This is a genomic window from Vagococcus carniphilus (genome assembly GCF_014397115.1).
Lineage (GTDB): Bacteria > Bacillota > Bacilli > Lactobacillales > Vagococcaceae > Vagococcus > Vagococcus carniphilus.
In genome coordinates this window covers 1931639-1955624 of sequence record NZ_CP060720.1, presented here as the reverse complement: position 1 = coordinate 1955624, position 23986 = coordinate 1931639, and the positions used below count along the sequence as shown (strand labels likewise).

Annotated in this window: 24 protein-coding genes and 8 tRNA genes; 27 read left to right on the top strand and 5 right to left on the bottom strand. The window is 32.1% G+C overall.

The annotated features are described in order from the left end of the window. Positions 1 to 31: 31 nt before the first annotated feature. The 13 genes from H9L18_RS09600 to H9L18_RS09540 all read left to right on the top strand — a co-directional run bounded on the left by H9L18_RS09600 (position 32) and on the right by H9L18_RS09540 (position 6075). Positions 32 to 105 (top strand) — tRNA-Asn (locus tag H9L18_RS09600). Positions 106 to 137: 32 nt separating this feature from the next. Next, positions 138 to 227, top strand: a tRNA-Ser gene (locus tag H9L18_RS09595). A gap of 15 nt (positions 228 to 242) precedes the next feature. Then, positions 243 to 314, top strand: a tRNA-Glu gene (locus H9L18_RS09590). Between the two features lie 36 nt (positions 315 to 350). After that, positions 351 to 423 (top strand) — tRNA-Phe (locus tag H9L18_RS09585). 9 nt (positions 424 to 432) lie between these two features. Continuing rightward, positions 433 to 513, top strand: a tRNA-Tyr gene (locus tag H9L18_RS09580). Positions 514 to 529: 16 nt separating this feature from the next. Then, positions 530 to 602 (top strand) — tRNA-His (locus tag H9L18_RS09575). A gap of 7 nt (positions 603 to 609) precedes the next feature. Beyond that, a tRNA-Gln gene (locus tag H9L18_RS09570) sits at positions 610 to 681 on the top strand. 198 nt (positions 682 to 879) lie between these two features. Beyond that, positions 880 to 1029, top strand: a complete 150-nt coding sequence (locus tag H9L18_RS09565) for a teichoic acid D-Ala incorporation-associated protein DltX (protein ID WP_126794936.1) — start codon at positions 880 to 882, stop codon at positions 1027 to 1029. A 16-nt stretch (positions 1030 to 1045) separates the two neighbouring features. Continuing rightward, a complete protein-coding gene (dltA, locus tag H9L18_RS09560; protein ID WP_126794686.1) occupies positions 1046 to 2554 on the top strand; it encodes a D-alanine--poly(phosphoribitol) ligase subunit DltA in 1509 nt (502 codons plus the stop codon). Next, the gene (gene dltB, locus H9L18_RS09555; protein ID WP_126794689.1) at positions 2554 to 3783 is read left to right on the top strand and encodes a D-alanyl-lipoteichoic acid biosynthesis protein DltB; all 1230 of its coding nucleotides are present in this window, start codon (positions 2554 to 2556) and stop codon (positions 3781 to 3783) included. The genes dltA and dltB overlap by 1 nt, the downstream gene beginning before the upstream one ends. A gap of 13 nt (positions 3784 to 3796) precedes the next feature. Continuing rightward, complete coding sequence (gene dltC / locus H9L18_RS09550; RefSeq protein ID WP_126794692.1) at positions 3797 to 4033, top strand: D-alanine--poly(phosphoribitol) ligase subunit DltC; 237 nt, start codon at positions 3797 to 3799, stop codon at positions 4031 to 4033. Further along, positions 4030 to 5292, top strand: a complete 1263-nt coding sequence (gene dltD, locus H9L18_RS09545; protein WP_126794696.1) for a D-alanyl-lipoteichoic acid biosynthesis protein DltD — start codon at positions 4030 to 4032, stop codon at positions 5290 to 5292. The genes dltC and dltD overlap by 4 nt, the downstream gene beginning before the upstream one ends. Positions 5293 to 5451: 159 nt before the next feature. Then, entirely contained in the window at positions 5452 to 6075 is a 624-nt protein-coding gene (locus H9L18_RS09540) for a lysozyme family protein (protein ID WP_126794699.1), read from the top strand. Between the two features lie 55 nt (positions 6076 to 6130). Here the strand turns inward: H9L18_RS09540 and H9L18_RS09535 are convergent, their stop codons facing one another. Beyond that, positions 6131 to 7006 carry a polysaccharide deacetylase family protein gene (locus H9L18_RS09535; protein WP_126794702.1) on the bottom strand — a complete coding sequence of 292 codons (876 nt, stop codon included), beginning with the start codon at positions 7004 to 7006 and terminating at the stop codon, positions 6131 to 6133. A gap of 164 nt (positions 7007 to 7170) precedes the next feature. Between H9L18_RS09535 and recJ the strand changes: the two genes are divergently transcribed. Next, positions 7171 to 9489, top strand: a complete 2319-nt coding sequence (recJ, locus tag H9L18_RS09530) for a single-stranded-DNA-specific exonuclease RecJ (RefSeq protein WP_126794715.1) — start codon at positions 7171 to 7173, stop codon at positions 9487 to 9489. Then, positions 9486 to 9998 (top strand): adenine phosphoribosyltransferase, encoded by a 513-nt coding sequence (locus H9L18_RS09525; RefSeq protein ID WP_126794717.1) that lies wholly within the window; start codon positions 9486 to 9488, stop codon positions 9996 to 9998. The genes recJ and H9L18_RS09525 overlap by 4 nt, the downstream gene beginning before the upstream one ends. A gap of 28 nt (positions 9999 to 10026) precedes the next feature. On the opposite strand, the gene H9L18_RS09520 is transcribed toward H9L18_RS09525, so the two are convergent. Both H9L18_RS09520 and H9L18_RS09515 read right to left on the bottom strand, forming a co-directional pair. Next, a complete protein-coding gene (locus tag H9L18_RS09520) occupies positions 10027 to 10593 on the bottom strand; it encodes a P-loop NTPase family protein (RefSeq protein ID WP_126794719.1) in 567 nt (188 codons plus the stop codon). An 82-nt stretch (positions 10594 to 10675) separates the two neighbouring features. After that, positions 10676 to 11497 carry a GNAT family N-acetyltransferase gene (locus H9L18_RS09515; protein WP_126794721.1) on the bottom strand — a complete coding sequence of 274 codons (822 nt, stop codon included), beginning with the start codon at positions 11495 to 11497 and terminating at the stop codon, positions 10676 to 10678. Between the two features lie 97 nt (positions 11498 to 11594). Here H9L18_RS09515 and H9L18_RS09510 point away from each other — a divergent pair. Beyond that, positions 11595 to 11667, top strand: a tRNA-Thr gene (locus tag H9L18_RS09510). Between the two features lie 176 nt (positions 11668 to 11843). Then, entirely contained in the window at positions 11844 to 14204 is a 2361-nt protein-coding gene (locus tag H9L18_RS09505; RefSeq protein ID WP_126794724.1) for a homocysteine S-methyltransferase family protein, read from the top strand. Positions 14205 to 14383: 179 nt separating this feature from the next. Here the strand turns inward: H9L18_RS09505 and H9L18_RS09500 are convergent, their stop codons facing one another. Further along, positions 14384 to 14722, bottom strand: a complete 339-nt coding sequence (locus H9L18_RS09500) for a zinc ribbon domain-containing protein YjdM (protein ID WP_126794727.1) — start codon at positions 14720 to 14722, stop codon at positions 14384 to 14386. Between the two features lie 233 nt (positions 14723 to 14955). On the opposite strand from H9L18_RS09500, the gene mltG reads away from it, so the two are divergent. From mltG to H9L18_RS09465, 7 genes are all read left to right on the top strand, one after another. After that, on the top strand, positions 14956 to 16251 hold the full coding sequence (gene mltG / locus H9L18_RS09495) for an endolytic transglycosylase MltG (RefSeq protein ID WP_246433274.1): 1296 nt from the start codon (positions 14956 to 14958) through the stop codon (positions 16249 to 16251). Between the two features lie 172 nt (positions 16252 to 16423). Next, the gene (greA, locus tag H9L18_RS09490) at positions 16424 to 16876 is read left to right on the top strand and encodes a transcription elongation factor GreA (RefSeq protein WP_281391410.1); all 453 of its coding nucleotides are present in this window, start codon (positions 16424 to 16426) and stop codon (positions 16874 to 16876) included. Positions 16877 to 17120: 244 nt separating this feature from the next. Continuing rightward, the gene (gene liaF / locus H9L18_RS09485) at positions 17121 to 17852 is read left to right on the top strand and encodes a cell wall-active antibiotics response protein LiaF (protein WP_126794733.1); all 732 of its coding nucleotides are present in this window, start codon (positions 17121 to 17123) and stop codon (positions 17850 to 17852) included. Then, positions 17849 to 18928, top strand: coding sequence for a sensor histidine kinase (locus H9L18_RS09480; RefSeq protein WP_126794736.1), 1080 nt, complete (start codon positions 17849 to 17851; stop codon positions 18926 to 18928). Before liaF ends, H9L18_RS09480 begins: the two co-directional genes overlap by 4 nt. Continuing rightward, positions 18921 to 19553, top strand: a complete 633-nt coding sequence (locus H9L18_RS09475; protein WP_126794739.1) for a response regulator — start codon at positions 18921 to 18923, stop codon at positions 19551 to 19553. The genes H9L18_RS09480 and H9L18_RS09475 overlap by 8 nt, the downstream gene beginning before the upstream one ends. Before the next feature lie 36 nt (positions 19554 to 19589). Continuing rightward, positions 19590 to 20255, top strand: coding sequence for a potassium channel family protein (locus H9L18_RS09470; RefSeq protein WP_126794742.1), 666 nt, complete (start codon positions 19590 to 19592; stop codon positions 20253 to 20255). 72 nt (positions 20256 to 20327) lie between these two features. Continuing rightward, positions 20328 to 20615, top strand: coding sequence for a HesB/YadR/YfhF family protein (locus H9L18_RS09465; protein ID WP_126794746.1), 288 nt, complete (start codon positions 20328 to 20330; stop codon positions 20613 to 20615). A gap of 26 nt (positions 20616 to 20641) precedes the next feature. Here the strand turns inward: H9L18_RS09465 and H9L18_RS09460 are convergent, their stop codons facing one another. Further along, the gene (locus H9L18_RS09460) at positions 20642 to 21457 is read right to left on the bottom strand and encodes a DUF1189 domain-containing protein (RefSeq protein ID WP_126794749.1); all 816 of its coding nucleotides are present in this window, start codon (positions 21455 to 21457) and stop codon (positions 20642 to 20644) included. A gap of 184 nt (positions 21458 to 21641) precedes the next feature. On the opposite strand from H9L18_RS09460, the gene H9L18_RS09455 reads away from it, so the two are divergent. The 3 genes from H9L18_RS09455 (at position 21642) to H9L18_RS09445 (ending at position 23972) form a co-directional block, all read left to right on the top strand. Further along, complete coding sequence (locus H9L18_RS09455; protein WP_126794752.1) at positions 21642 to 22250, top strand: superoxide dismutase; 609 nt, start codon at positions 21642 to 21644, stop codon at positions 22248 to 22250. Positions 22251 to 22431: 181 nt separating this feature from the next. Next, entirely contained in the window at positions 22432 to 22737 is a 306-nt protein-coding gene (locus H9L18_RS09450) for a DUF1507 family protein (protein ID WP_126794755.1), read from the top strand. 5 nt (positions 22738 to 22742) lie between these two features. Further along, positions 22743 to 23972 (top strand): FtsW/RodA/SpoVE family cell cycle protein, encoded by a 1230-nt coding sequence (locus H9L18_RS09445; RefSeq protein ID WP_126794759.1) that lies wholly within the window; start codon positions 22743 to 22745, stop codon positions 23970 to 23972. The last annotated feature ends 14 nt before the right edge of the window (positions 23973 to 23986 follow it).

Genomic DNA, 23986 nt, shown 5'->3' with positions numbered 1-23986 from the left:
TGCTTAAACATAATAATATAATTAAAAATTATCCGGCATAGCTCAGTTGGTAGTAGCGCATGACTGTTAATCATGATGTCGTAGGTTCGAGTCCTACTGCCGGAGTATTATTGAGAATTAAGGTAAATAATGAATCTGGAGAGTTGTCCGAGCTGGCCGAAGGAGCATGATTGGAAATCATGTAGGCGGTAATAACTGTCTCAAGGGTTCGAATCCCTTACTCTCCGTAATTAAATTAAACAGGCCCGTTGGTCAAGCGGTTAAGACACCGCCCTTTCACGGCGGTAACACGGGTTCGAGTCCCGTACGGGTCATAAAAAAATAAATTTAATCTATTTTAGATTGGTTTAGGCGCAGTAGCTCAGTTGGTAGAGCAACGGATTGAAGCTCCGTGTGTCGGCAGTTCGATTCTGTCTTGCGCCATTAAAATATGGAGGGGTAGCGAAGTGGCTAAACGCGGCGGACTGTAAATCCGCTCCTTCGGGTTCGGCAGTTCGAATCTGCCCCCCTCCATTTTTAAAATTATATGGCGGTTGTGGCGAAGTGGTTAACGCACCGGATTGTGGCTCCGGCATTCGTGGGTTCGATTCCCATCAGTCGCCCCTTTAATGGGCTATAGCCAAGTGGTAAGGCAACGGACTTTGACTCCGTCACTCGTTGGTTCGAATCCAGCTAGCCCAGTAAAAGACTCGATTATTCGAGTCTTTTTTTTTGAGAAATATAATGCATTGTTACTTATATATTACAAATGTTTCTATTGTGACGTTAATCTAGGACTAAAGTCGTAGTTAAATTTGGTACAAATGCTTGATAGAAAAGAGCAAGTTTTGAGTTAAAATTTAACTAAGAAAACATCAAGAGAGGATGACTAAAATGGAAATGAAGAATATAGTTAAAAGTGAGCAATCTAAATATTGGTTAAGTTTTATTGGAAAAACAGCTTTATATGCAATTATTCTATTAGGATTAGTTTACTTATATCATTACAGTTCAGTAGGTGGAGGATCCTTTATCTATAATCAATTTTAGAAGGGGATGTTAGAAGATGGAGAATAAAATTGTTGAAACTATTAGGACTTGGTCTGAAAAAAAACCAAATAATATATTTTTTGATGAGGGAGAAAATAGTTTAACATATTTAGAGTTAGAAAATATGTCTAACTCTTTGGCTTCTTATTTAGAAGAAAATGAAGAGACTGGTAAAAATATTATTGTATATGGCGGTCAAAACAGCCGTATGGTTGTTAGCTTTTTAGGATGTACAAAGGCTGGATATGGTTACATACCAGTTGATGGACATACTCCAGTTGATCGAGTGAAAATGATTTATGAAGAGTCACAAGCGATTTGTGTCATAGCTATAGATGATTGGCCGTTAGAGATAGGAAATGTTATTAATTTAAATTTATTTGAAGAGATTGTATCTAAGAGAACAGTTCCTTCATTTAGTAACGTCGTTTCAGGAAATGATGTTTATTATACTATTTTTACTTCTGGTACAACCGGTAAACCTAAGGGTGTACAAATTACTTATTCCAACTTAGAAAGCTTTTGTAACTGGATGTTAGAGGATTTTGAATTGAAAATGGAACAAAGGTTTCTGTGCCAAGCACCATTTTCATTTGACTTGTCAGTAATGGATTTATTTCCATCTCTTTTAACTTGTGGTACTTTGGTACCAATGGAAAAGAAAATGGTTGAGAGTTTCCCGTTACTTTTTGGTAGTATTCCCAAAATGAATTTAAACGTTTGGGTTTCAACACCATCATTAATTGAGATTTGTTTGTTGAACCCTGAGTTTACTAGTGAAAAATTACCTTCATTGGAAAATTTTCAGTTTTGTGGTGAAGAGTTACCTCATAATGTTGCTCAAAAATTAATAGATCGTTTTCCTAATGCGTCTATTTTTAATACTTATGGACCCACTGAAGCAACGGTAGCTATTACTATTGTTAAAATAACACAAGATGTTCTAAATAATAACGATCGATTACCTTTAGGTAAGGTAAAAGGTGACACTGAATTAATTATATTGGACGACAATGGACATGCTCTTTCTTCAGGAGAAATTGGTGAAATTATTATTGTTGGTCCTGGAGTTTCTATTGGATACTTTAATAATCCTGAAAAAACAAAAGAGGCTTTCTTTATGTATGAGGGAAAACCAGCATATAGAACTGGTGATGCTGGACTGATTAAGAATGATATGTTGTACTATAAAGGAAGATTAGATTTTCAAATTAAATGGCATGGGTATCGAATTGAATTAGGTGATATCGATCATCATTTAACAATGCTTAATGGTGTTAAAAATGCTTGTGTTGTACCGAAATATAATAAGAGTCATAAAGTACAGCAATTAGTTGCTTATATTGTCTATGATGCGACAGCTTCTTTCGATGAAAAAGAAGTGACGAAACTTTTGAAAGAAGACCTTTCTAATAAAGTAATGGATTACATGATTCCACAACGTTTTATCTTTGTTGAATCGTTACCACTAACTGCTAATGGTAAGGTGGATAGAAAAGGGTTGATAAATGAGGTGAACAAATAATGGCAAGTATTACTCAATTTGTACCATTTTTGACACCATATGAAAAGCCCTTTTACTTCATTATTTTGGCTATCTTGTTTATTCCATCAATCATTTCCTCTTTAAGAGGAAAGAGATTGTATTGGTACCAAAACTTGCTGACTGTATTCTTTCTATGGATTAGTTTTGCTGGACCAAATATAAAACAAGGTATTGCATTAATTGCTTATGTTGTTTGGCAGTGTCTTTTAACAGGTATTTACTTTAGATATAGACAAAAAGCAAATAAAAGTAGTTGGTTTTATCTATCTGTCTTTTTGAGTATTATACCTATGATAATTATGAAGTTAGGTCCTTTTACAGGAAGTAAGTCTTATCTTCTCTTTTACTTTTTAGGATATTCTTATTTAACGTTCAAATCGGTTCAAGTTATTATGGAAATTAGAGATGGAATGATAAAAGATTATAAAATGAGCCATTATATTCAATTTTTACTCTTTTTCCCGACTATTTCTTCTGGTCCTATTGATCGTTATAAACGATTTGTAAAAGATTTAAAAGAACCACCAAGTAAAGATAAGTATATTGAATTATTAGGAAAAGGAATCCATTATATCTTTTTAGGATTCTTATATAAGTTTTTAATAGGCTATGCGTTGGGAAGTCATTTGCTTCCTATTGTTCAATCCTTTGCACTTTCAAGAAGTGGTGTTTTAGTTGGAACCATAGGATATATGTATGTCTATAGTATGTATTTATTTTTTGATTTTGCAGGATACAGTCTCTTTGCTGTAGGTACCAGTTATTTACTTGGATATGAGACACCAATTAACTTTAATAAACCATTTTTAAGTCCAAATATAAAAGAATTTTGGAATAGATGGCATATGTCTTTATCATTTTGGTTCAGAGATTATGTTTATATGAGATTGATGTTTACTTTAATGAAGAAGAAAGTTTTCAAAAGTAGAATAGTTGCATCAAATGTTGGCTATTTTGCATTATTTTTAATTATGGGTGTCTGGCACGGTTTAACGTGGTATTATATTGTGTATGGTTTATACCATGCGATTTTAATTTGTATAAATGATGCTTGGCTAAGGTATAAAAAGAAACATAAAGATCAATTACCAAGTAATCGTTGGACACATGGACTTTCAGTTTTTATCACGTTCAACGCAGTTTGTTTTAGTTTCTTAATCTTCTCAGGATTTTTGGATACTTTAGCAAAACAAATATTTAATATTTAGGGAGATGACAATGATGGATGTAAAAGAAACAGTTTTAGCAATTTTAGAAGATTTAACAGGTCAAGATGTGAGTGAACAATTAGATATGGATCTATATGAAGATGGTTTATTAGATTCGATGGCAACAGTTCAAATGTTAGTTGAAATTGATGGTCAACTAGGCATTACAGTGCCTGTTTCAGAATATGAAAGAAGTGAGTGGGGAACACCTCAACAAATTATTAATCAAATTACTGCATTACAATCATGATATCTAAAAAGAAACTATTTTCTGCTGTTGGTCCTTTTTTTGCGGCAATTATCATCATTGGCGCGATTATCTTTTCCCCAATTCATTGGTTTTCAGGACCATCAGCAAAATCAATTCATGAAGCAGCTTCATCAATGTCAGTTAATGTTCTAAAAGGAAATGATTTAAAGAATGAGGCGATGGCAAGTGATAAATATTTACCTTTCTTTGGTTCATCTGAACTAAGTCGTGTTAATGCTTATCATCCTTCTGTATTAGCTCAAAAATATAATCGTTCTTATGAACCCTTTCTATTGGGGGCACCAGGAACTCAATCTTTAACCCACTTCTTTATGTTGAATTCGATGGGTGATGAATTGAATAACAAAAAAATAGTTTTCATTATTTCACCCCAATGGTTTGTTAAAGAAGGGGTAGGAGATCCTATGTTTTCTCTTTTCTTTTCACCTTTACAAACTAATGACTGGGTAATGAATCTTGGATCAAATGACATAAATGATCAGTATTTAGCTAAAAGATTATTACATTTTTCTAGTGTAAGAGCTGATACTGAATTAAAAGCCATGATGAAAAAAATAAAAAGTGGTGAAGAACTGTCTCCTTTAGATAAAAAAAGAGCAGCATATAATTATGAAATTTTAACAAAAGAAGATAAATTATTTAGTAAGATAGGTATTACATCAAAAAGTGAAAAAATAGATAAAAAAACAAAAGAATTACCTGATGTTTATTCTTTTAAAGAATTGGATAGACAGGCCTTTAATGATGGTGAATCTTCTACAAGTAATAACGAATTTGATATAGCAAATTCATTTTATTCTAAGAGAATTGCACCAATGAAAGGGAAACTTGAAAATTCTCAAGTTGATTTTGATTATACTAAATCACCTGAGTTTTCAGATTTCCAATTAGTTTTAAATCAAATTGCAGAAAAGAATATTGACGCTATGTTTGTTATTCCGCCTGTTAATAAATTATGGTCAGATTATACAGGCCTTTCAACTGATATGTTAGATTTATTTAGTAAAAAAATTAATTATCAGTTAAAATCACAAGGATTTAAGCACGTTGTAGACTATACTGATAAACGCTCTCAAGCTTACTTTATGGAAGATACAATTCATTTAGGTTGGAGAGGTTGGATGCAAATGGATCGAGACCTACAAAAATTCTTAAGAGATAAAAACAAGCCATCTTATAATATGAATTCTGAAGAATTTTTATCAAAAGAATGGCAAAATTATACAGATTTTGATTAACAATACTTTAAAAATTGAGATAAACCGATATTTTAGGTTATCTCTTTTTTTATATCCTTAAAATAAACTTAACTTATGGTATTTTACTTGATTAATCATCAAATATATGACAAAATTATCCATGCTTATCAATTACAAAGGGGAGCAATGCAGTAAAAAATGTTGAAAAAACGAAATAAACTAAAAAAGTTTTTCTTTATCTTATTGTTACTGATTGTCATTGTTTTCATGATAATTGGTTTTAAGATAAATAAACAAGTAAAAAATGTATTAGTTTGGGAACCTGAAGTTAGAAAAGCTGCAAAGCATTATGATATTGAAGAATATACCGATGTGATTCTAGCGATTATCTATACGGAAAGTAAAGGAAATCACGTTGATTTAATGCAGAGTAGTGAAAGCAAGTATGGCTCTAGAAATCAAATTTTTACGAGTGAAGAAAGCATTGATTCCGGCGTTGAGCATTTGTCAGAAGTTATTGAAGAAGCTAATAAAAATAATTGCGATATTTGGACAGCTGTTCAAGCGTATAATTTTGGTTCTAGGTATATTAATTATGTAGCTGAAAATGGCAAAAAAAATACACTAGAACTGGCTGAAACTTATTCAAGAGACACATTAGCTCCGTTGTTAGGTAATGAGGAGAAGACGACTTATTTTTATAAGCATCCATTAGCGTTAATTTATAATGGTGGCAAGCTCTATAAAAATGGTGGTAATTTCTTTTATGCTGAGAGTGTTAAATGGAATTTGAAATCTGTCAAATTCTTTTCATCAAATTAATAAATAAGCACCTAGAATGAAACAAGGACATGTTCATTCTAGGTGCTTTTAGTTTTTATTGATTGGAACTAGTTAAATATTGTCCAAATGCTTCTCCAGAGTAGCCTGGTGATACCCTGACGCGTTTTAAAGCAAATAAACCATCTGATTTTTTAGCATATCCAGGTTCTGTTGTGATGGCCATTTTATAACCCGTTTCTTCTGCGATTTGCTTCACTCTTTCATCGTATCTTCCTGCTGGGTAGCACAGAAGTGATGTGTTTTGTTTTAAGTTATTATCTAACCATTCTTTAGAGTCTTTCAACTCACGTCTAATGTGATCATCTTCTAAAGTGTTTAAATCTAAATGTGAAACAGTATGACTTTCAATAGAGATAAATTCATTTTGACTCATTTCTTTCATTTGATTTAAGTTAAAATAACTAGAATTTTCAATTTTTGAAGTAATGTAATTAATTGTTCCATTCATTTTAAGTTCTTTGAAAATAGGGAAACCATCAGTATAGTTATTTAAGTAACCATCATCTAATGTTATCCAAACAATTTTTTCAGCTGGTTTCTTGTTTTCAGTTAAAACAGTATAGGTTTCTTCAGGAGTCAGTGTGTAGTAGTCATTTTCTTTTAACCACTTTAAATGCTCTTTAAACTCAGTAGGAGGAACTTTAAGAGAATTACCTTCACTTTCAGCTAAACTGTGATACATAAGAATAGGAAAGGAAATTTCAGTATCACTTTTTATCCATTCGTTTTCCTTTTCTTCACTAGTTGATGTACTTGTTTTTTCTACAACTGTACTAGATATTTCTTGAGTCTGTTTTGGTTCATCTTTCTTTGATTTTGTTTGTCCAAAAGGATTAATAAAAATAAAAGCTGCTAATGCGACTTCAATCAATAGTAATGAAAAGAGAACCCATATCCATTTTTTCTTCATTTGTTTTACCTCATTATCTTTTTTTAAAGTTTATCAAATCAAGAGATTGCTTTCAAGTCGTTAAGCGACTATCTGTTTCCTCTTTAGTTCAAGATGTGCTAAAATGAAGGGTGGACAAATAGTCTTTTTTTATTTGAAAAACTCTTTAGATCAGGAGTGTTAATTTGAAAGAATCACAATATAATTGGAACATAAAAGATGTAACGGAAGAATCCAGTGTTTTAATTCCAACACTGGAACAATTAAACATTAACTCTGAATTGGCTCCCTTATTATGGAGAAGAGGTATTCAAGATACTGAAAAAATAACTGCTTTTTTTAAGCCAACAGTTGCAGATTTTTATGATCCTTTTTTACTTCATGACATGGAAAAAAGTATTTTAAGAATTCAAGAGGCAGTTGAAAAAGGAGAAAAAATCCTTATTTATGGTGATTATGATGCTGATGGTATTACAAGTACTACAGTCATGAAAGAAGCCATTGAATTAATTGGTGGTTACGTTGTTTACTATTTGCCAAATCGTTTTTCAGATGGATATGGTCCCAATAAAGAGGTCTATCAAAGAATGATTGAAGAAGAAGGTATTCAGTTAATTGTGACAGTTGATAATGGTGTTAGTGGTCATGATGCTATCGAATATGCGATGAACCAAAACGTGGATGTCATTGTAACAGATCACCATGAACTTCCTGAAACATTACCGAATGCTTTTTCAATTGTGCATCCTAGACATCCTGAGGGAAGTTATCCTTTTAATGATTTAGCGGGGGTAGGAGTTGCTTTTAAAGTGGCCTGTGCTCTTTTAGGAGAGATTCCAATGGAGAGTTTAGATTTAGTCGCAATTGGAACGATTGCCGATTTGGTCTCTTTAACGGATGAAAATAGAAGCCTTGTTAAAATTGGTTTGGAAATAATGAAACAAAATGAACGAATTGGCTTACAAGCTTTAGCAGATGTCGCCAAAATTGACTTAACAGCCGTTACAGAAGAAACTATCGGCTTTACAATAGGTCCTAGATTAAATGCAATTGGACGTTTAGGAGACGCAGGTCCTGGTGTAGAGTTACTTTCAACTTTTGATGATGTTGAGGCTGGAAATTTAGCTACTTTTATCCAACAAAAAAATACTGAAAGACAAACTATCGTTAAACAAATTACAACAGAAGCTCTTGAAATGGCTGATAAGTTATCAGATGAACCTATTTTATTTTTAATGTCTAAAGACTGGCATCAAGGTGTTTTAGGAATCGTAGCTAGCAGAATTGTCCAAGAGACAAATAAACCAACGATTGTTTTATTTAATGATGAAGAAACTGGACTTTTAAAGGGTTCAGGTAGAAGTATTGAAGGCATTGATTTGTTTCAAACATTGAGTGTTGTAAAAGATGATTTGACTAGCTTTGGTGGTCATCATATGGCAGCAGGTCTAACTTTTGAAATATCTAAATTAGATAAAATTAAAGAAATGCTGTCAGAGTTTATGAAAACTCAAGGATATGATATCTCAATTAAGGAAGAGCTTCAGATTGATAGTCAGTTAGAGTTGGAAAAAGTGACAGTCGAATTTATTGAAACCTTAAGACTTCTTGCGCCATTTGGAACAGATAATCCGGCACCGCACTTTTTATTTCAAGTAAATAAGGCAATCAATCTCAAGCAAATTGGTGTAGATAACTCACATTTAAAATGTCAATTAACTAATGGAAATGGCAGTTTAGATTGTATTGCATTCAATCGTGGGGCTGATTTATTTGAATTTGAATATGCAGATCAACTTAAATTAGTTGGTCAGTTATCAGTAAATGAATGGAATGGCTTTAGAAAACCACAATTGATGTTGCAAGACTATTTGATTGATGATTTACAATTGTTTGATGCTAGAGGAAAAAAAGGCGAAGAGATTAAACCGTTAACTGATAAGGTTGCTTATCTTATTTTTGATAAAAAAAATCCTCATTTAGGACAAAAAGCTAATTCATTTTTAATCGATTCTAAGTGGCAAAATAAACTTGAAGCTATTAATACATTTGAAGAAGCCGTCATTGTAGATTGTCCTTATGATATGGAAATTGCTAAAGGGATATTTAGTTCTTTAAAAGTACCAAGAATTTATTTTTTAGTTCGGGTTAATCAAGAACATTATTTAACAGGTCTTCCAACAAGAGAACAATTTGGCCGTCTTTTTAAATTAATTGCCAAACAAGAATCAATAGATGTACGTTATAAGCTGGATGATATTTCAAAATTTTTAAAAATTGAAAAAAATCTATTAATTTTTATGATAAGAGTGTTTTTTGACTTAGGATTTGTTACAATAGATGATGGTCTGATGACTAAAGTCCAAAATCCAACCAATAAACCGTTACAAGAGAGTGAAACCTATCAATCTTATCAGAATAAAATTGAGATGGAAAAATTATTTTTATACAGTGATATTAAAGAAATCAAGCATTGGATTTTGCAACAGGAGGAACCCAAATGAATTTGAAAGATTACATTGCTAGCATCCCAGATTACCCTAAAGAAGGAGTTATCTTTAGAGATATCTCACCTTTAATGGGAGATGGAGCAGCTTACCAAGAAGCAACTAGACAAATCGTTGCGTATGCTAAAGAAAGAGGAGCAGAAATGGTTGTAGGACCTGAAGCTCGTGGCTTTATTATTGGATGTCCAGTAGCTTATGAGTTAGGAATTGGCTTTGCACCAGCTCGTAAAAAAGGTAAATTACCTCGTGAAACAATTGAAGTGGATTACGGTTTAGAATACGGTAGTGCGACTTTAACTCTTCATAAAGATGCTATTAAACCAGGTCAAAAAGTTATCATCTGTGATGACCTTTTAGCAACAGGTGGAACAATTGCGGCTACAATCGAACTAGTTGAACAATTAGGTGGAGAAGTTGTAGGTTGTGCCTTCTTAGTAGAATTAAACGAATTAAATGGCCGTGAAAAAATTGAAGGTTATGATATTCTAACATTAATGGAATTTTAAATAAAAGAATCTAGAGATGACTAAAACATCATTTTCTAGATTCTTTTTTTGTGTTATTTCTGACTTGTTGTTTACGATCAAGTCGATGTTTTTTTAATCGATTTTGTTTTTTGATGTATTGATGAAGTCTGTTCTCATCTTTTGGTGATTCAAGAATCATGACAGCCATAGGTTGCTTATTCAAATTTGCTTTAATCGCAGGAAGTCTTTTTCTAAAGCGACTATTCCATTTAAATAGCTTAAACATTCGTTTCATGGCTTTTTTCTTCTGATTCATGTTTCTTTTTGGGTCAAATACCTGAGTCATAGCTCTTTTAAAGACTCGATATTGTGTCACATAAATTGGATAATCTAAAATAACAACCAAATCTGCGTCAGTAAAGGTTTTTCTAGTCCACGGACTAACTTGAACGCCTTCAACTATCCAGGAATCTAACATAGACAGACGAGATTCTAGTGTATTTGCTCGTTGCGTTTTATCTTTTATTTTTAGATAATCGTCTAAAGAAATACCTTGAATAATGTATTTTTCTTGAAGTTTAATGGTTAAGGAGGTCTTACCGCTGCCAGCGTAACCAATAATTCTTATTTTCATTTAAATTCTGTCTCCCGTCAAATGTATACATACTAAGACTACATTAAATAAACAAGAATTACAATAACCGTATAAATAATTCTTATTTATTATTTTTCATTCTCAAAACCATTTGATATTGTGTTAAAGGTAATTGAAGTGATAAAGAAGCTAATTGTTGATACTCAGTAGAAGACATATCAAAATTACTTAATTTAATTTTTTTATTGTAATCTTTCTGAAGCGTTCCAATAATATCAAAAATATATTCCGTTGTAGATGGATCTTTCAATTGTAATTGTTGAATTGAAATCGCATCAGGTATTTCATTATAAGTAATAAACCCGATAGATGTTCCATCTTGACTAATATTGTAGCTATTATTTGTGAACATTAATCTGTTTTGCCAAGGAACTAGATTACTTTCTATGTCTAGGATTTCTTTCTTATCTATCTTTTCAAAAGTTAAGTCTTTATTAGTTGGTTCAGGAATAGTCAATATTTCACCAACAGCTAATTCATTTAATTCAGTAAAGTCTAAGGATTCATATAGTTTTTTTGCTTTTGTATTTGTAGCAATTACTTCAAGTCTAATTTCATCGCAATTTTCTTTCTTTGCTAGTTCTTTTGCATAATTCATCAACTCTTTGGCGATTTGTTGTCGTCTAAAATCTGGCGCAACTGACATACCACCAATCCACATTGTTTTAACATGTTGAATTACTTGGATACCAATTAAAATAATGCCAGCATATTGTTGTTCTTTTTCAAAAACAGCTGAGTAGGATTTTGAAAGTCCTAGTGAAGAAATTCGATAATTTAATGCGTCTTCACTCATATTGATTGGGACGATGTAATCACTAAAACCTTCATTCCAAACTTCTGTTACTAATGTAAAATTTGCTTTTTCGATTGAAATAATCATAAAATAAACTTCCTTTCTTTTTCCTATAGGGGTATTTTTAAAGTGTTGACATATTTTGATATAACAGTTATTCTATATACTGTTGAAGAAATTACTAGCCGCCTTAGCTCAGTAGGTAGAGCGTTTGCATGGTAAGCAAAAGGTCACCAGTTCGATTCTGGTAGGTGGCTCTTTTATAACGTCTAAACCATTATTATGATTGGTTTAGGCGTTTTTCCTTTATATTTAGGTGTTTTGTAGAGTTAGATTTGTAATCTGTTCTTTTATTTTACACTAAAAGTAACATAATGAAAAAGAATATAAAAAAACTTAATTTAAATATGATTATTACAGGGAGGATATATGTATGAAAGAATTGTTAGCAAGTTTAAATAACGATTTCTTATTAGTTGATGGAGCAATGGGAACCATGTTTTATCAAAAAGGACTGCCGATGGATATACAACCAGAACTGTTTAATTTAACTCATCCAGAAATTGTTGCAGCGATTCATCAAGAATACGTTGATGCTGGAGCTGATATTGTGACAACTAATACTTTTCAAGCAAATGGCCGACATTTTAAGCATGAAAAATTATCTCAAATCATTCGACAAGCTATTCAGTTAGCTAAATCAGCTAACCCTCGTTTTGTTGCTTTTGATATGGGACCGATTGGTGAGATGATGGAGCCAGTTGGTAAATTAACATTTGAGGAAGCCTATCGTTTATTTAAAGAACAAGCCGTTTTAGCTGAGAAATTTGGATGTGATTTAATCATTATTGAAACAATGTCCGATTTGTTGGAGATAAAGGCAGCTATTTTAGCAGTTAAAGAAAATACAGAGTTACCAATCTTTGCAACAATGACTTTTCAACAAAATGGGCGTACTTTTATTGGAGTAGATGCTTTGACAGCTGTATTAACACTTCAAGGGTTAGGAGTAGAGGCAGTTGGAGTTAATTGTTCGTGTACTCCTAAAGAACTTTTACCAACAGTTAAAACAATTACTGACTATGCAAAAATTCCAGTAATTGTTCAAGCAAATGCTGGACTTCCTAAAATAGAAAGAGATAAAAGTGTTTATACGATTAAAGTAGCTGATTATGTTGAATCGGTAATTGAGATGGTTGAAATGGGCGTTCGAGTTGTAGGCGGGTGTTGTGGGACAACACCGAAATTCATTAAAGCAATCCGTCAATCTTTAGCTGAAGCTCAACCTATTATTAAAAAATCAAAACGAGTTACAGCTGTATCGTCTTCCCAGAAAACAATCATTTTAAATAATCGATTAACGTTAATTAGTCGAGGAATTAGCCCTGTAGGAAAGCTTAATTTAGAGAATGCTATCAGAAATGAACATTATTCGTATGTTTTGAAAGAAGCTTTAAGAGAAGTTGATGCAGGGGGAGAAATTTTAGATATTAATGTTAGTTTAGTCGATATAGATGAGTCAGAAGTAATGGCTAAAACCGTATCTTTCTTGCAGAAATCTATAGTTGAACCTTTACAACTAGATAGTATTGAAGCATCTGTTTTAGAGGCAGGAGCAAGACAATATGCAGGTCGACCACTCTTTAATTCTGTTAATGGAACTAAAGAATCAATGAAAGATATCTTTCCTATTGTAAAAAAATATGGAGGTGTGGTAATAGGGATGACTTTTGATGAAGATGGAATCCCTGAAACAGCTGAAGGTAGGGTATTGATAGCTAAAAAAATAATTCAACAGGCTTCTGAGTATGGCATTGATAAGGAAGATATATTGATTGATCCTCTTGTTTTGCCAGTTTCTACCCAACCTAGTCAAGTTCAAGTAGTGATTGATACACTGAAATTATTAAAAACTGAGTTAAATGTATTAACAGTTGCCGGCATTAGTAATATTTCTTATGGATTACCGAATCGATCCCTATTAGATAGAACATTTTTAACTAGTTGTGTGATAGCTGGTTTGGATGCACCAATCATTAATCCGCTATCAGAGTCACTGATGGAAACAGTTAGTACGATTAAATTATTTTCTAATCAAGATAAAAATGCTCAGCAATATGTTAAGCGTCATCAAGGAAGTAAGATAAGTAATAACAGATTAAAGGAAGAACGTATACTCTTAAAAGAATTAATTGTTCAAGGAAGAGAAGAAGAGTCTGTAATTGAAGTAAATAACTTGTTAAGAAAAGGTGTGCCTCCTTTACTTATTATTAAAGATGAATTAATTCCAGCAATGGATGATGCTGGAGCTCTTTTTGAAAAAGAACAAATATTTTTACCCCAGTTAATGCAAGCTACTGAAGCTTTTAAAAAAGTACAAGATGTCATAAAAGCATATATGGTTGAGCAAGGTGAAATTAGAGAAAGTAGGGGGAAGGTAATACTTGCTAGTGTTAAAGGAGATCATCATGATCTTGGGAAAAATATTGTGAAAATACTGATTGAAAACTATGGATATCAAGTAATTGATTTAGGAGAAGATGTTTCAACGGAAAAAATAATTGAGACCGCTCAAAAGGAAGACATTAAAATAGTCGGTTTATCTGCTTTGATGAGCGCAAGTGTCAAAAATATGAAACAGACAATTTTGGATATAAAAAAAGCGAAAATTGAGTGTCAGTTTATTGTAGGCGGCGCAGTGATGAATGAAGAAAACCGAAAATTTGTAGGAGCGGATTATTACGCTAAGGATGCAATGGATTGGTTAAAAATAGTTGAAGGGTTAAATTTTTAGTCTTTTGGTTTAATAGTTAGAAAAAGTAATCATGATTGACGTATCTAATTGGATAAGCTATATTAGTCTCTAGCTAGTTTTTCAAAAAAAATACTAGATTTATCATGATTTTATTACCTATTATAAGTTAAAAATTTACTTTGTTAGAAATAAAAAAAGCAATGTGATTAACACATCGCTTACAGTTTTTTTACAAATTCTGATTTTAATTTCATAGGGCCAAAACCATCAATTTTACAATCAATATTGTGGTCGCTGTCAACTAAACGAATATTTTTAACTTTTGTACCCTGTTTAATTGGACCGCTAGCGCCTTTGACTTTCAAGTCTTTAATCACTGAAACACTATCGCCGTCTTGAAGAATATTCCCATTCGAATCTTTAACGATAAATTCGTTTGTTTCTTCATTTGCTTCATTTTGAGACCATTCATTGCCACATTCGGGACAAACGTATAAGCCTCGGTCTTCATAGGTATAAACTGACTGACAGTTTGGACAACTTGGTAATGAGTTCATTTCTTGTCTCCTTTATTCTTATTCAAAAATCATTGTACCGTATTGAAATGAAAAAAGGAAGGTTATCTTTAAAAGTAGTGTTTTTTGAAAATGGAGTGTAACGTTTATTTCAATAGGAAAACATGTTTTTTAATATTGTGATAAAAGTTCGTAAAACATGTTTGGATTTTTTTAAGAATCATGTATAATGGTGTAAGCAAATTTAAAATTAAAAAACTAAGGAGGACGCCTTTTTGACTGATAGAGATGATGAGTTAAAACAAAAAGATGAAAGTCCTGAATCAGGTAAAGAGTTTAAAGAATATGTATTGAATTCCCTACACGGGGATCATGAGAGTGATGAAAAAATGACTAATGAGAATGAATATAGAGAAACACCTAGAACAGAAGAGCCCGTTAGACGTCGTAATAGACGCCAAACAGAAGATAAATTTAATAACCGTAAAAAAGAAAACAATATGGTGAAAAAGATTGTTATCATTATATCTTTAGCCTTAATTGTCACAGTTACAGTAGCGGGATTTTCGTTTTATAGTTTCTTCAAATCAAGCTTGAAACCACTAGATCCATCAGATAAAAAAATGGTGCAAGTAGAAGTACCAATTGGTAGCTCTAGTAAAGACATTGGTCAAATATTAGAAAAAAGCAAAGTTATTAAAAGTGGATTAGTATTTTCATACTTTGTTAAAACGAACAATCTTTCTGATTTTCAGGCTGGTTATTACCAAATGGCACCAAATATGACTCTAGATGAAATCACTAAGAATCTTCAATCTGGTGGAACGGATGAACCAGAAGCTTTAGCTGATGCTAAAATTACAATTCCTGAAGGTTCTTCAATTGATCAAATAGCTGATTTATTTGATAAGAAAACAGATGTGAAAAAAGATGAATTCCTAGCCCTTATGAAAGATGAAAAATTCTTTAACAAAATGGCAGGTAAGTATCCAGAATTATTAACAAGTGCTAAACAAGCAAAAGATGTTCGCTTCCGTTTAGAAGGTTACTTGTATCCAGCTACTTATAATTATTATAAAGATAATTCTTTAGAAGAATTAGTTGAACAAATGATTATCAAAACGAATCAAGTGATGACACCACTTTATCAAAGTATTGAGCAGAAAAAACTTTCTGTCCAAGAAGTTTTAACATTAGCTTCTTTAGTTGAAAAAGAAGGTGTTTCTGAAGAGGATCGTAAAAAAATTGCTCAAGTATTCTTTAATAGAATAGAAACTGATATGCCACTTCAATCAGATATCTCTATTCTTTATGCAATGGAAGAACATAAAGTTCATCTATCTAATAAAGATACTCAAATTGATTCTCCTTATAATCTATATATTAATAAGGGAACAGGCCCAGGACCGTTTAACAGTCCAAGTGAGCAATCAATTTTAGCTGTAATGAATCCAGAAGCAAATGACTATATTTATTTCTTAGCAGATGTTTCAACAGGTAAGGTTTATTACGCTAAAACATATGAAGAACATTTGAAATTAAAAAAAGAGTATATTGATGATAAAAAATAGAATTCCTGTTATGAAAAAAGTGAAAATTAAAAAATTATTTTTGATGTTTACTTTTTGTTCCTAACGTGGTAATCTGTTTGTTATATTGAGAGTGAAAAGCTTTTCCGATACATTTCGGGGAAGCTATTCATTTGTCAAATAGCTTAAAATCGTTTTAAGGAGACGTGAGTCGATTATGGAAAAAGTTTATCCGATGACTTTAGAAGGTAAAGAAAAATTAGAAGTAGAATTAGAAGAGTTAAAAACAATTAAACGTAAAGAAATAGTTGAGCGTATAAAAATAGCTCGTAGTTTTGGAGATTTATCAGAGAACTCTGAGTACGAGTCAGCTAAAGATGAGCAAGCTTTTGTTGAAGGTAGAATTACAACATTAGAAAACATGATTCGTTTTGCTCAAATTATTGATAATAATAATGTATCTAAAGATGAAGTATCAATTGGACGTACTGTGAAATTTGTTGAATTACCAGATGGTGATGAAGAAGAGTACACAATTGTTGGGAGTGCAGAAGCAGATCCGTTTTCAGGAAAAATCTCAAATGACTCTCCGATTGCTAAAGCTTTAATTGGAAAAAAATTAAATGATGTTGTAACAATTAGTACCCCAGGTGGGACATGGACGTAAGAATAGAAAAAATTTCGTAAGAAAACATTTTTTTAGGCTGAGACTTATGTCTCAACCTCTTTTTTTGTTCTCAATTGAATAGAGTGACGAACAATTTTAGTGAAAGATTGTTCGTTTTTCATTTTTAATTAAGATGAAATCTAGGTCTAAAGTCGTAGTACGTTTTCCTTCTTTTGTGGTTTTTACAATGCACAAAAGATAGTTATAATAAACTTAAATATTCTATAGAAAAGGAGTAAGGACTATGCAAAGCTCATGGCGTTTTTTTATTGTAACCGAGTTATTGTTATTTGTATGGGCTATTTATCAATTATTGGGAAATATTCCAATATTAATTTTTATAGTATTTGCCATTATTAACTTTGTTTATTCGGTTAAAAAAGTCCACAAAACTTCGTTTAATCATTTTCAAAAAGTATCGAGTTTAGTAGTGATGCTACTTTGTTTTTTAAGTAGTCCAGCAGTCTGGCTGATGATTGTTTTAGCTATTTTATTTGTTGGTCTTAAGGGTGTAGAGGTTTCTGGTATTGATTTATTTTCAAATGCACCATGGCGAAAGAAACAAATTAAGATGATTAAAACGGTCACAAGTGATTCAAAATCAGGTAGACGATTCAAACGACCATGGATTGGAAACCAACGCTTTGGAAATGATACATATGAGTGGGATGATATCAATATGTCTATCGTTTATGGAGATACAATTATCGATTTGGGAAATACCTTGTTACCAAAAGAAGATAATGTAGTTATTGTAAGAAAAGGATTTGGAAAGACAAGAATACTTGTTCCAACAGGAATTGGTGTCATGTTAGAACATTCTGCAATGATAGGTGAAGCTCAATTTGAAAATGAGCATTACCGTTTAAAAAATGAATCAATTAAAGTGTTTAGTAATGAATATGATGAAGCTACAAGAAAGTTAAAAATTGTCACCAATACACTTTTAGGTGATATAGAGGTGATTAGAATATGATATCTAAAATGGGGCGTCCGTTGGTATTCTTTTACACCTTTTTATTAACTTTTATGGTTTTAATCTTAACGTTGTATAGTTATTTTTATGCAAAGAATCAAAAAAAATGGATGCTAGAATTAATCCATACGAGAATGTTCAAATTGCCAATTATTATTTATATTATCATTATTGCATTAGCAGTTAGTGGTATAGTGATTGTTATTCTATACATATCTAACCGAAAAGCTTATGGAAAAATTGAAGAACGTTTGCAATTATTAGCAAGTGGTAATTATGAACATCAAATGTTATCTGAATCGCTAATGGTAGATGTAGATGATGTATTTGTGACAGAATTAGATAAAGATATTTTAGCTATTAGAAATAAATTAGTTTCTATGTCGAAAGAATTACAAGATTTGAACAGTCACCCTCAGTTAGTTGAAGGTGAGTCTAAAGAAGAATTAATTAAAGAAGAAAGACACCGAATTGCTCGTGAACTTCATGATTCAGTGAGTCAACAATTGTTTGCAGCAACGATGATGTTATCAGCATTGAATGAGGGTATTTCTGAACTCGATGTACCAGAAGTTGTTGAAAAACAAGTTCAAATGATTGCGGGCATTATTAATACGTCACAGTCTGAGATGAGAGCATTGTTACTTCATTTAAGACCAATTAATTTAGAGGCAAAGACCTTGAAACAAGGAATTGAGATGCTCTTAAATGAGTTACAAACTAAAATTAATATTGAACTTTTATGGAATGTAGAAGATGTCAAACTAGCTAGTTCAATAGAAGATAATTTATTTAGAATTGTTCAAGAGCTACTATCCAATACACTACGACATGCAAAAGCAAAATCTTTAGAAGTTTATTTGAAAAAAATGGATAAAACTGTTTTACTTAGAGTAGTAGATGATGGACAAGGATTTGATATGTCTAGTTCAAAAGTTGGTAGTTATGGGTTAAATAACATAAAAGAACGAGTGACTGGAATGGGTGGTACTTGCCGAATAGTGAGTTTTATTGGACAAGGTACAAGTATTGAAATTAAAGTTCCTGTGCTAGAGGAGAGTGAAACAATTGATTAAAGTACTTTTAGTGGATGATCATGAGATGGTTCGAATGGGAGTTTCTTCATACTTGATGATTCAACCGGATATTGAAGTTATTGGAGAAGCTGAAAATGGTCTTGTAGGGCATGAAAAAGCATTAGAGTTAAGGCCAGATGTTATTTTAATGGACTTAGTAATGGATGTAATGGATGGAATTGAATCGACAAAAAAAATCTTGTCAGATTGGCCAGAAGCACGAATTATTATTGTAACTAGTTTTATTGATGATGAAAAGGTTTATCCTGCTATTGAAGCAGGCGCAGCAGGCTACCTATTAAAAACTTCTTCAGCAAAAGATATTGCTAATGCGATTCGTTCTGCTCATCAAGGAGAAAAGGTTTTAGAATCAGAAGTAACAAGTAAGATGATGGAACGTTTATCAAAACCAAAAGAACATATATTGCATGAAGATTTAACAAATAGAGAAAAAGAAATTCTACTTCTAATCTCTGAAGGAAAAAGCAATCAAGAAATTGCAGATGAATTGTTTATCACACTTAAGACGGTTAAAACACATGTCTCTAATATATTATCTAAATTAGACGTAGAGGACCGCACACAAGCGGCTATTTATGCGTTTAAACACGGAATAGTTAAATAGTTTTAGTATATTGCATTAGTTAGGAGAGAAATAAAAATGAGAAAATCATTTGCAATCATAGGTTTAGGTCGATTTGGGGGCAGTGTTTGTCGCGAATTGATTAAGTCAGATCAAGAGGTATTAGCGATTGATAGTTGTGAGGATCGTGTGAATGAATATATGAACGTTGCAACTCATGCAGTTGTTGCTAATGCTCAAGATGAAGCAACATTACGTTCTCTAGGTTTAAGAAATTTTGATCATGTGATTGTTGCTATTGGTGAGGATATACAAGCTAGTATCTTAGTTACATTGATGGCTAAAGAGATGGGTGTTCCAAGAATTACGGCTAAAGCTCAAAATGAGTATCATGCAAGAGTTTTAGACAAAGTTGGAGCAGATACTGTTGTCCATCCAGAAAGAGATATGGGGATACGTTTAGGACATAAATTGACTTCTAATAATATGCTAGATTTTATTGAACTATCTGAGGATTATTCTTTAGCAGAAGTTATTGTAACTAACAAAAAATTCTACAATCGAACGATTGAAGAAATTAATTTCAGACAACACTTTAATTTAACAATTGTGGCTATTAGACGTGGAAAGAATGAGTTAATTGTTTCTCCACCAGCTAATCAGATGATTCTTGAAAATGATATTTTATTGGTTGTCGGTCACAATGATAATGTTGATTATTTAGATGATAAAATGAATCGCTAGCAATGAGCATAAAACTCATTGCTTTTTTTTGTATATGTTACAATATCTGTGAAAAGAAGTGGAGGAAAGCAAATGGAATTAAAAATAACACCTCAAGCAACACAATGGTTTAAAGATGAATTATTATTAACTGAGGGTGATAGTCTACGTATTTATGGGAAATATGGTGGAGCAACTAATGTTCATGTTGGATTTTCGACAGGAATAGAAGCGACATCTGCCAATAACCCAATGCTAGAAACAAAAATTGATGGTATTCACTTTTTTACAGAAGAAGCGGATGAATGGTTTTTTGCAGACTATAGCTTAGAAATTGACTTGGATGAGAAAACAAAAGAGCCAAGTTATACTTATAAATAAAAAAATAGAGGTGCCGTAATGGCCCTCTATTTTTTATTTTTACGATTAGGTCTTGTTGGTTTTGGAAAGATATTAAAGTAAATTAATAAAGTTAGTGCTAAAGCAATTGATCCAATTGGAAAACTAGGCCAAATAAATTGAAGAGCCATCGTTAATAGAGTTGGAATAGTTGCACAATAAACTAAGATTTTAAAAACTTCACTAAATTTCAGACGAATCATTCGAGTTCTGACAAAAATGTTTGCAAAGAATGTCATCATGATTAAATCAACTAAGAAACTAACAAAAATCATAAAAGCTGATATTAATAAAACAAAAACAAAAAGGAGCATCCCTTGGGAATTACCAGTTAGCATTTTATTAAGGAACTCTTTATTGATAATACGCATCTGTGTTGCGGTGTAAGGTAATGAAAACGAATTACTGTCTAACATATCCGCAGTTGATCCGGTTGTTGGCATCACTATAACTGCCTCATTTTTTAAGAGAGCAATTGTCATGACTCCACCTACAGAATCAGCTTCAACTTCATTTTTACTTCTTTTTCCTTCAGGGTCAAATGTAAAAATCATTGAATTGGTTTGATAGATAAAGCCGGAATCTTTTTTATCTGTTAAAATTTTTCCGTCTTCAATTGAAAATTCTGGAAGCTTTTGAACAATCTTATCCCCGTCTTCTTTAATAGAGCTTAAAATGTCCATACTCTGAAAGACGACAGGTAAACTTAAGATGATTGACAAGAGTATCATGTATAAAAAAACATGGAAACCCTTTTTCTTCCGTCCTTCTATTAACAAGGTCGGTTGTGTAAAAGCTGCTTTGATTAAATTAAATGTACTCATAAAGGTCTCCTTTTGCAATATTCAATACCCCTTATTGTAACGTTTTTAAGGATTAGAGACAAGTTTTAAAAATAATTGTTTTTCCAGTTCAATTTTTTGTTTTTCTCTTAGCTTAATGGTATATTGAAAATGTTAGAAGAACCAACCATTGAATAATGGTTATAAATATTAGGAGGCTATTATAATGGCATACACATTACCAGATTTACCATATGCATACGATGCATTAGAACCACATATTGACGAGTTAACGATGAAGTTACATCATGATAAACATCATAATACTTATGTAACTAACTTAAACGCTGCAATTGAAAAACATCCTGAACTAGGTAATAAATCAATTGAAGAATTAATCGCAAACTTAAACGATGTTCCTGAAGACATCCGTATGGCAGTAAGAAACAATGGTGGTGGACATGCTAACCATGCTTTCTTCTGGGAAATTATGGGACCAAATGCAGGTGGCGAACCAACTGGAGCAATTAAAGGTGCTATTGAGAGCGCATTTGGAAGTTATGATGCTTTTAAAGAAGCATTTGCTGCAGCAGGAGTAGGTCGTTTCGGTTCTGGCTGGGCTTGGTTAGTTGATAATAATGGAAAATTAGAAATTATGTCTACTCCAAATCAAGATTCTCCATTAACAGAAGGAAAAACACCTTTATTAGGACTTGATGTTTGGGAACATGCTTACTATAAAAAATATAGTAATGTTCGTCCAGACTATATTAAAGCTTTCTTTAATGTTATTAACTGGGATGAAGTTAATAAACGTTACGCAGCAATTAAATAGTGAATTAACAAAGCAAAAGAATTTATTTCTTTTGCTTTTTTTTATTGCTAGTTTTCTTTACAATGATAGCGCAAATAGACTATTATAGATGAAAGCAACTAAATATCTTTTTTTAAAGAAAAAAACGCTAAATCACATGTATACCATGTGCTATAATATATCAATAATAAGGAGGGCTATCATGTTTTTAGAAATAGCAAAAGAAAAGGCCTTAGAGGCACTAGACCAAGAAGCCTCAAAAATAAGACAATTAATTTCAAATCAAAGAAACTATCAATGTATTACACAATGTAAAGCTTTTGAAGAGGTTGTAGATACACAAATGTATGGTTTTTCAAAGCAAGTAGATTATGCTCAAAAACTTGGAATTTTAACTAAAGAAGAAGGTAGTAAGCTGATTGTTGAATTAGAAAAAGAATTAAATCAGGTGTACGTTAATGTCTATGATGAGCAAAAAAAGAAAGATTTTAGCAACGAGAGGAAGTGATTTTTTTGCCCAAACATGTAGATAAACGCCTGTATTTAGACTATAGTATTTTGGTTCCATACCTAATTTTGTCAATTATGGGTATCATTATGGTTTATAGTGCTAGCTCTGCTAAATTAGCTCAACTAGGAAAAAATCCTGGAACTGATGCAATTAAGCAAGCTGCTTTTTTTGTGATTGGTATTATAGGAATTGTTTTTATTTATAAGATGAAAACAAAAGTGTTTCAAAATAAAAACTTTATTATGATTGCCATTGCTGTTATTAGCTTGATGTTAATTTTGACTAAATTCACTCATTTAGGTCAATCAGGTGGTGGGGCTGATGGATGGCTAAGTATTGGTGGCATCACAATTCAGCCTGCAGAGTTTTTAAAAATTGTGATTATTTGGTATTTAGCATATATACTTTCAAGAAGACAAAATATGATTAATCAAAATTTTAAGGAAGCAGCCTTAAAGCCACTTGTCTTAATTGGTGGACTCATCTTTTTAGTAGTCATTCAACCAGATAATGGTGGAGCGGTTATTTTAGCAATGATTGCGTCTATTATGGTTCTAGCCAGTGGCGTTAATTACTTTTATACTTTATTAGCTATGGGTGTTGGTGTCGTAGGTTCATTTGTGGCTATCCAAGGGATTTTAATGACTGGTGGACTTTTATTCCCTGGTCGTTTCAAATACGTATATAACCGTTTTAGAACATTCTCTAATCCGTTTATTGACCCACTTGGTGACGGACATCAAATGGTCAATTCATACTACGCGATGAGTAATGGGGGCTGGTTTGGTTTAGGGATTGGAAATAGTATTCAGAAAAAAGGATTTCTACCTGAAGCACAAACCGACTTTATGTTTTCAATTGTTATCGAAGAATTAGGATTAATTGTAGCAATTGTTATTTTAGGAATGTTACTATTTTTAATTCTTAGAATTTTAGTTATTGGAATAAAATCAAAAAACACATTTAATTCAATGATGTGTATTGGTATTGGTGGAATGATTTTAATTCAGACATTTATTAATATTGGTGGAATTACGGGAATTATTCCATTAACAGGTGTAACATTTCCATTTTTAAGCCAAGGAGGATCTAGCTTGATTACCTTATCGATTGGTGTTGGGTTTGCATTAAATATTAGTGCGGATGAGAAAAAACAACGATTTGATCAACGAAATGAACAAATTGCAATTGAATACAGAGAACAAACTAGATTATTAGAACATCATAAATAAGGTTGGAGGGAATT

What these genes read in the sequence shown, in the direction of transcription:
- H9L18_RS09460 (WP_126794749.1), bottom strand. Translation starts at nt 21,457, where the DNA reads ATGAGTACATTTAATTTAATCAAAGCAGCTTTTACACAACCGACCTTG.
- H9L18_RS09535 (WP_126794702.1), bottom strand. Translation starts at nt 7,006, where the DNA reads ATGAAGAAAAAATGGATATGGGTTCTCTTTTCATTACTATTGATTGAA.
- dltD (WP_126794696.1), top strand. Translation starts at nt 4,030, where the DNA reads ATGATATCTAAAAAGAAACTATTTTCTGCTGTTGGTCCTTTTTTTGCG.
- dltC (WP_126794692.1), top strand. Translation starts at nt 3,797, where the DNA reads ATGGATGTAAAAGAAACAGTTTTAGCAATTTTAGAAGATTTAACAGGT.
- dltB (WP_126794689.1), top strand. Translation starts at nt 2,554, where the DNA reads ATGGCAAGTATTACTCAATTTGTACCATTTTTGACACCATATGAAAAG.
- H9L18_RS09565 (WP_126794936.1), top strand. Translation starts at nt 880, where the DNA reads ATGAAGAATATAGTTAAAAGTGAGCAATCTAAATATTGGTTAAGTTTT.
- H9L18_RS09455 (WP_126794752.1), top strand. Translation starts at nt 21,642, where the DNA reads ATGGCATACACATTACCAGATTTACCATATGCATACGATGCATTAGAA.
- dltA (WP_126794686.1), top strand. Translation starts at nt 1,046, where the DNA reads ATGGAGAATAAAATTGTTGAAACTATTAGGACTTGGTCTGAAAAAAAA.
- liaF (WP_126794733.1), top strand. Translation starts at nt 17,121, where the DNA reads ATGCAAAGCTCATGGCGTTTTTTTATTGTAACCGAGTTATTGTTATTT.
- H9L18_RS09500 (WP_126794727.1), bottom strand. Translation starts at nt 14,722, where the DNA reads ATGAACTCATTACCAAGTTGTCCAAACTGTCAGTCAGTTTATACCTAT.
- H9L18_RS09505 (WP_126794724.1), top strand. Translation starts at nt 11,844, where the DNA reads ATGAAAGAATTGTTAGCAAGTTTAAATAACGATTTCTTATTAGTTGAT.
- H9L18_RS09480 (WP_126794736.1), top strand. Translation starts at nt 17,849, where the DNA reads ATGATATCTAAAATGGGGCGTCCGTTGGTATTCTTTTACACCTTTTTA.
- H9L18_RS09465 (WP_126794746.1), top strand. Translation starts at nt 20,328, where the DNA reads ATGGAATTAAAAATAACACCTCAAGCAACACAATGGTTTAAAGATGAA.
- H9L18_RS09520 (WP_126794719.1), bottom strand. Translation starts at nt 10,593, where the DNA reads ATGAAAATAAGAATTATTGGTTACGCTGGCAGCGGTAAGACCTCCTTA.
- H9L18_RS09525 (WP_126794717.1), top strand. Translation starts at nt 9,486, where the DNA reads ATGAATTTGAAAGATTACATTGCTAGCATCCCAGATTACCCTAAAGAA.
- H9L18_RS09450 (WP_126794755.1), top strand. Translation starts at nt 22,432, where the DNA reads ATGTTTTTAGAAATAGCAAAAGAAAAGGCCTTAGAGGCACTAGACCAA.
- H9L18_RS09540 (WP_126794699.1), top strand. Translation starts at nt 5,452, where the DNA reads ATGTTGAAAAAACGAAATAAACTAAAAAAGTTTTTCTTTATCTTATTG.
- H9L18_RS09470 (WP_126794742.1), top strand. Translation starts at nt 19,590, where the DNA reads ATGAGAAAATCATTTGCAATCATAGGTTTAGGTCGATTTGGGGGCAGT.
- H9L18_RS09515 (WP_126794721.1), bottom strand. Translation starts at nt 11,497, where the DNA reads ATGATTATTTCAATCGAAAAAGCAAATTTTACATTAGTAACAGAAGTT.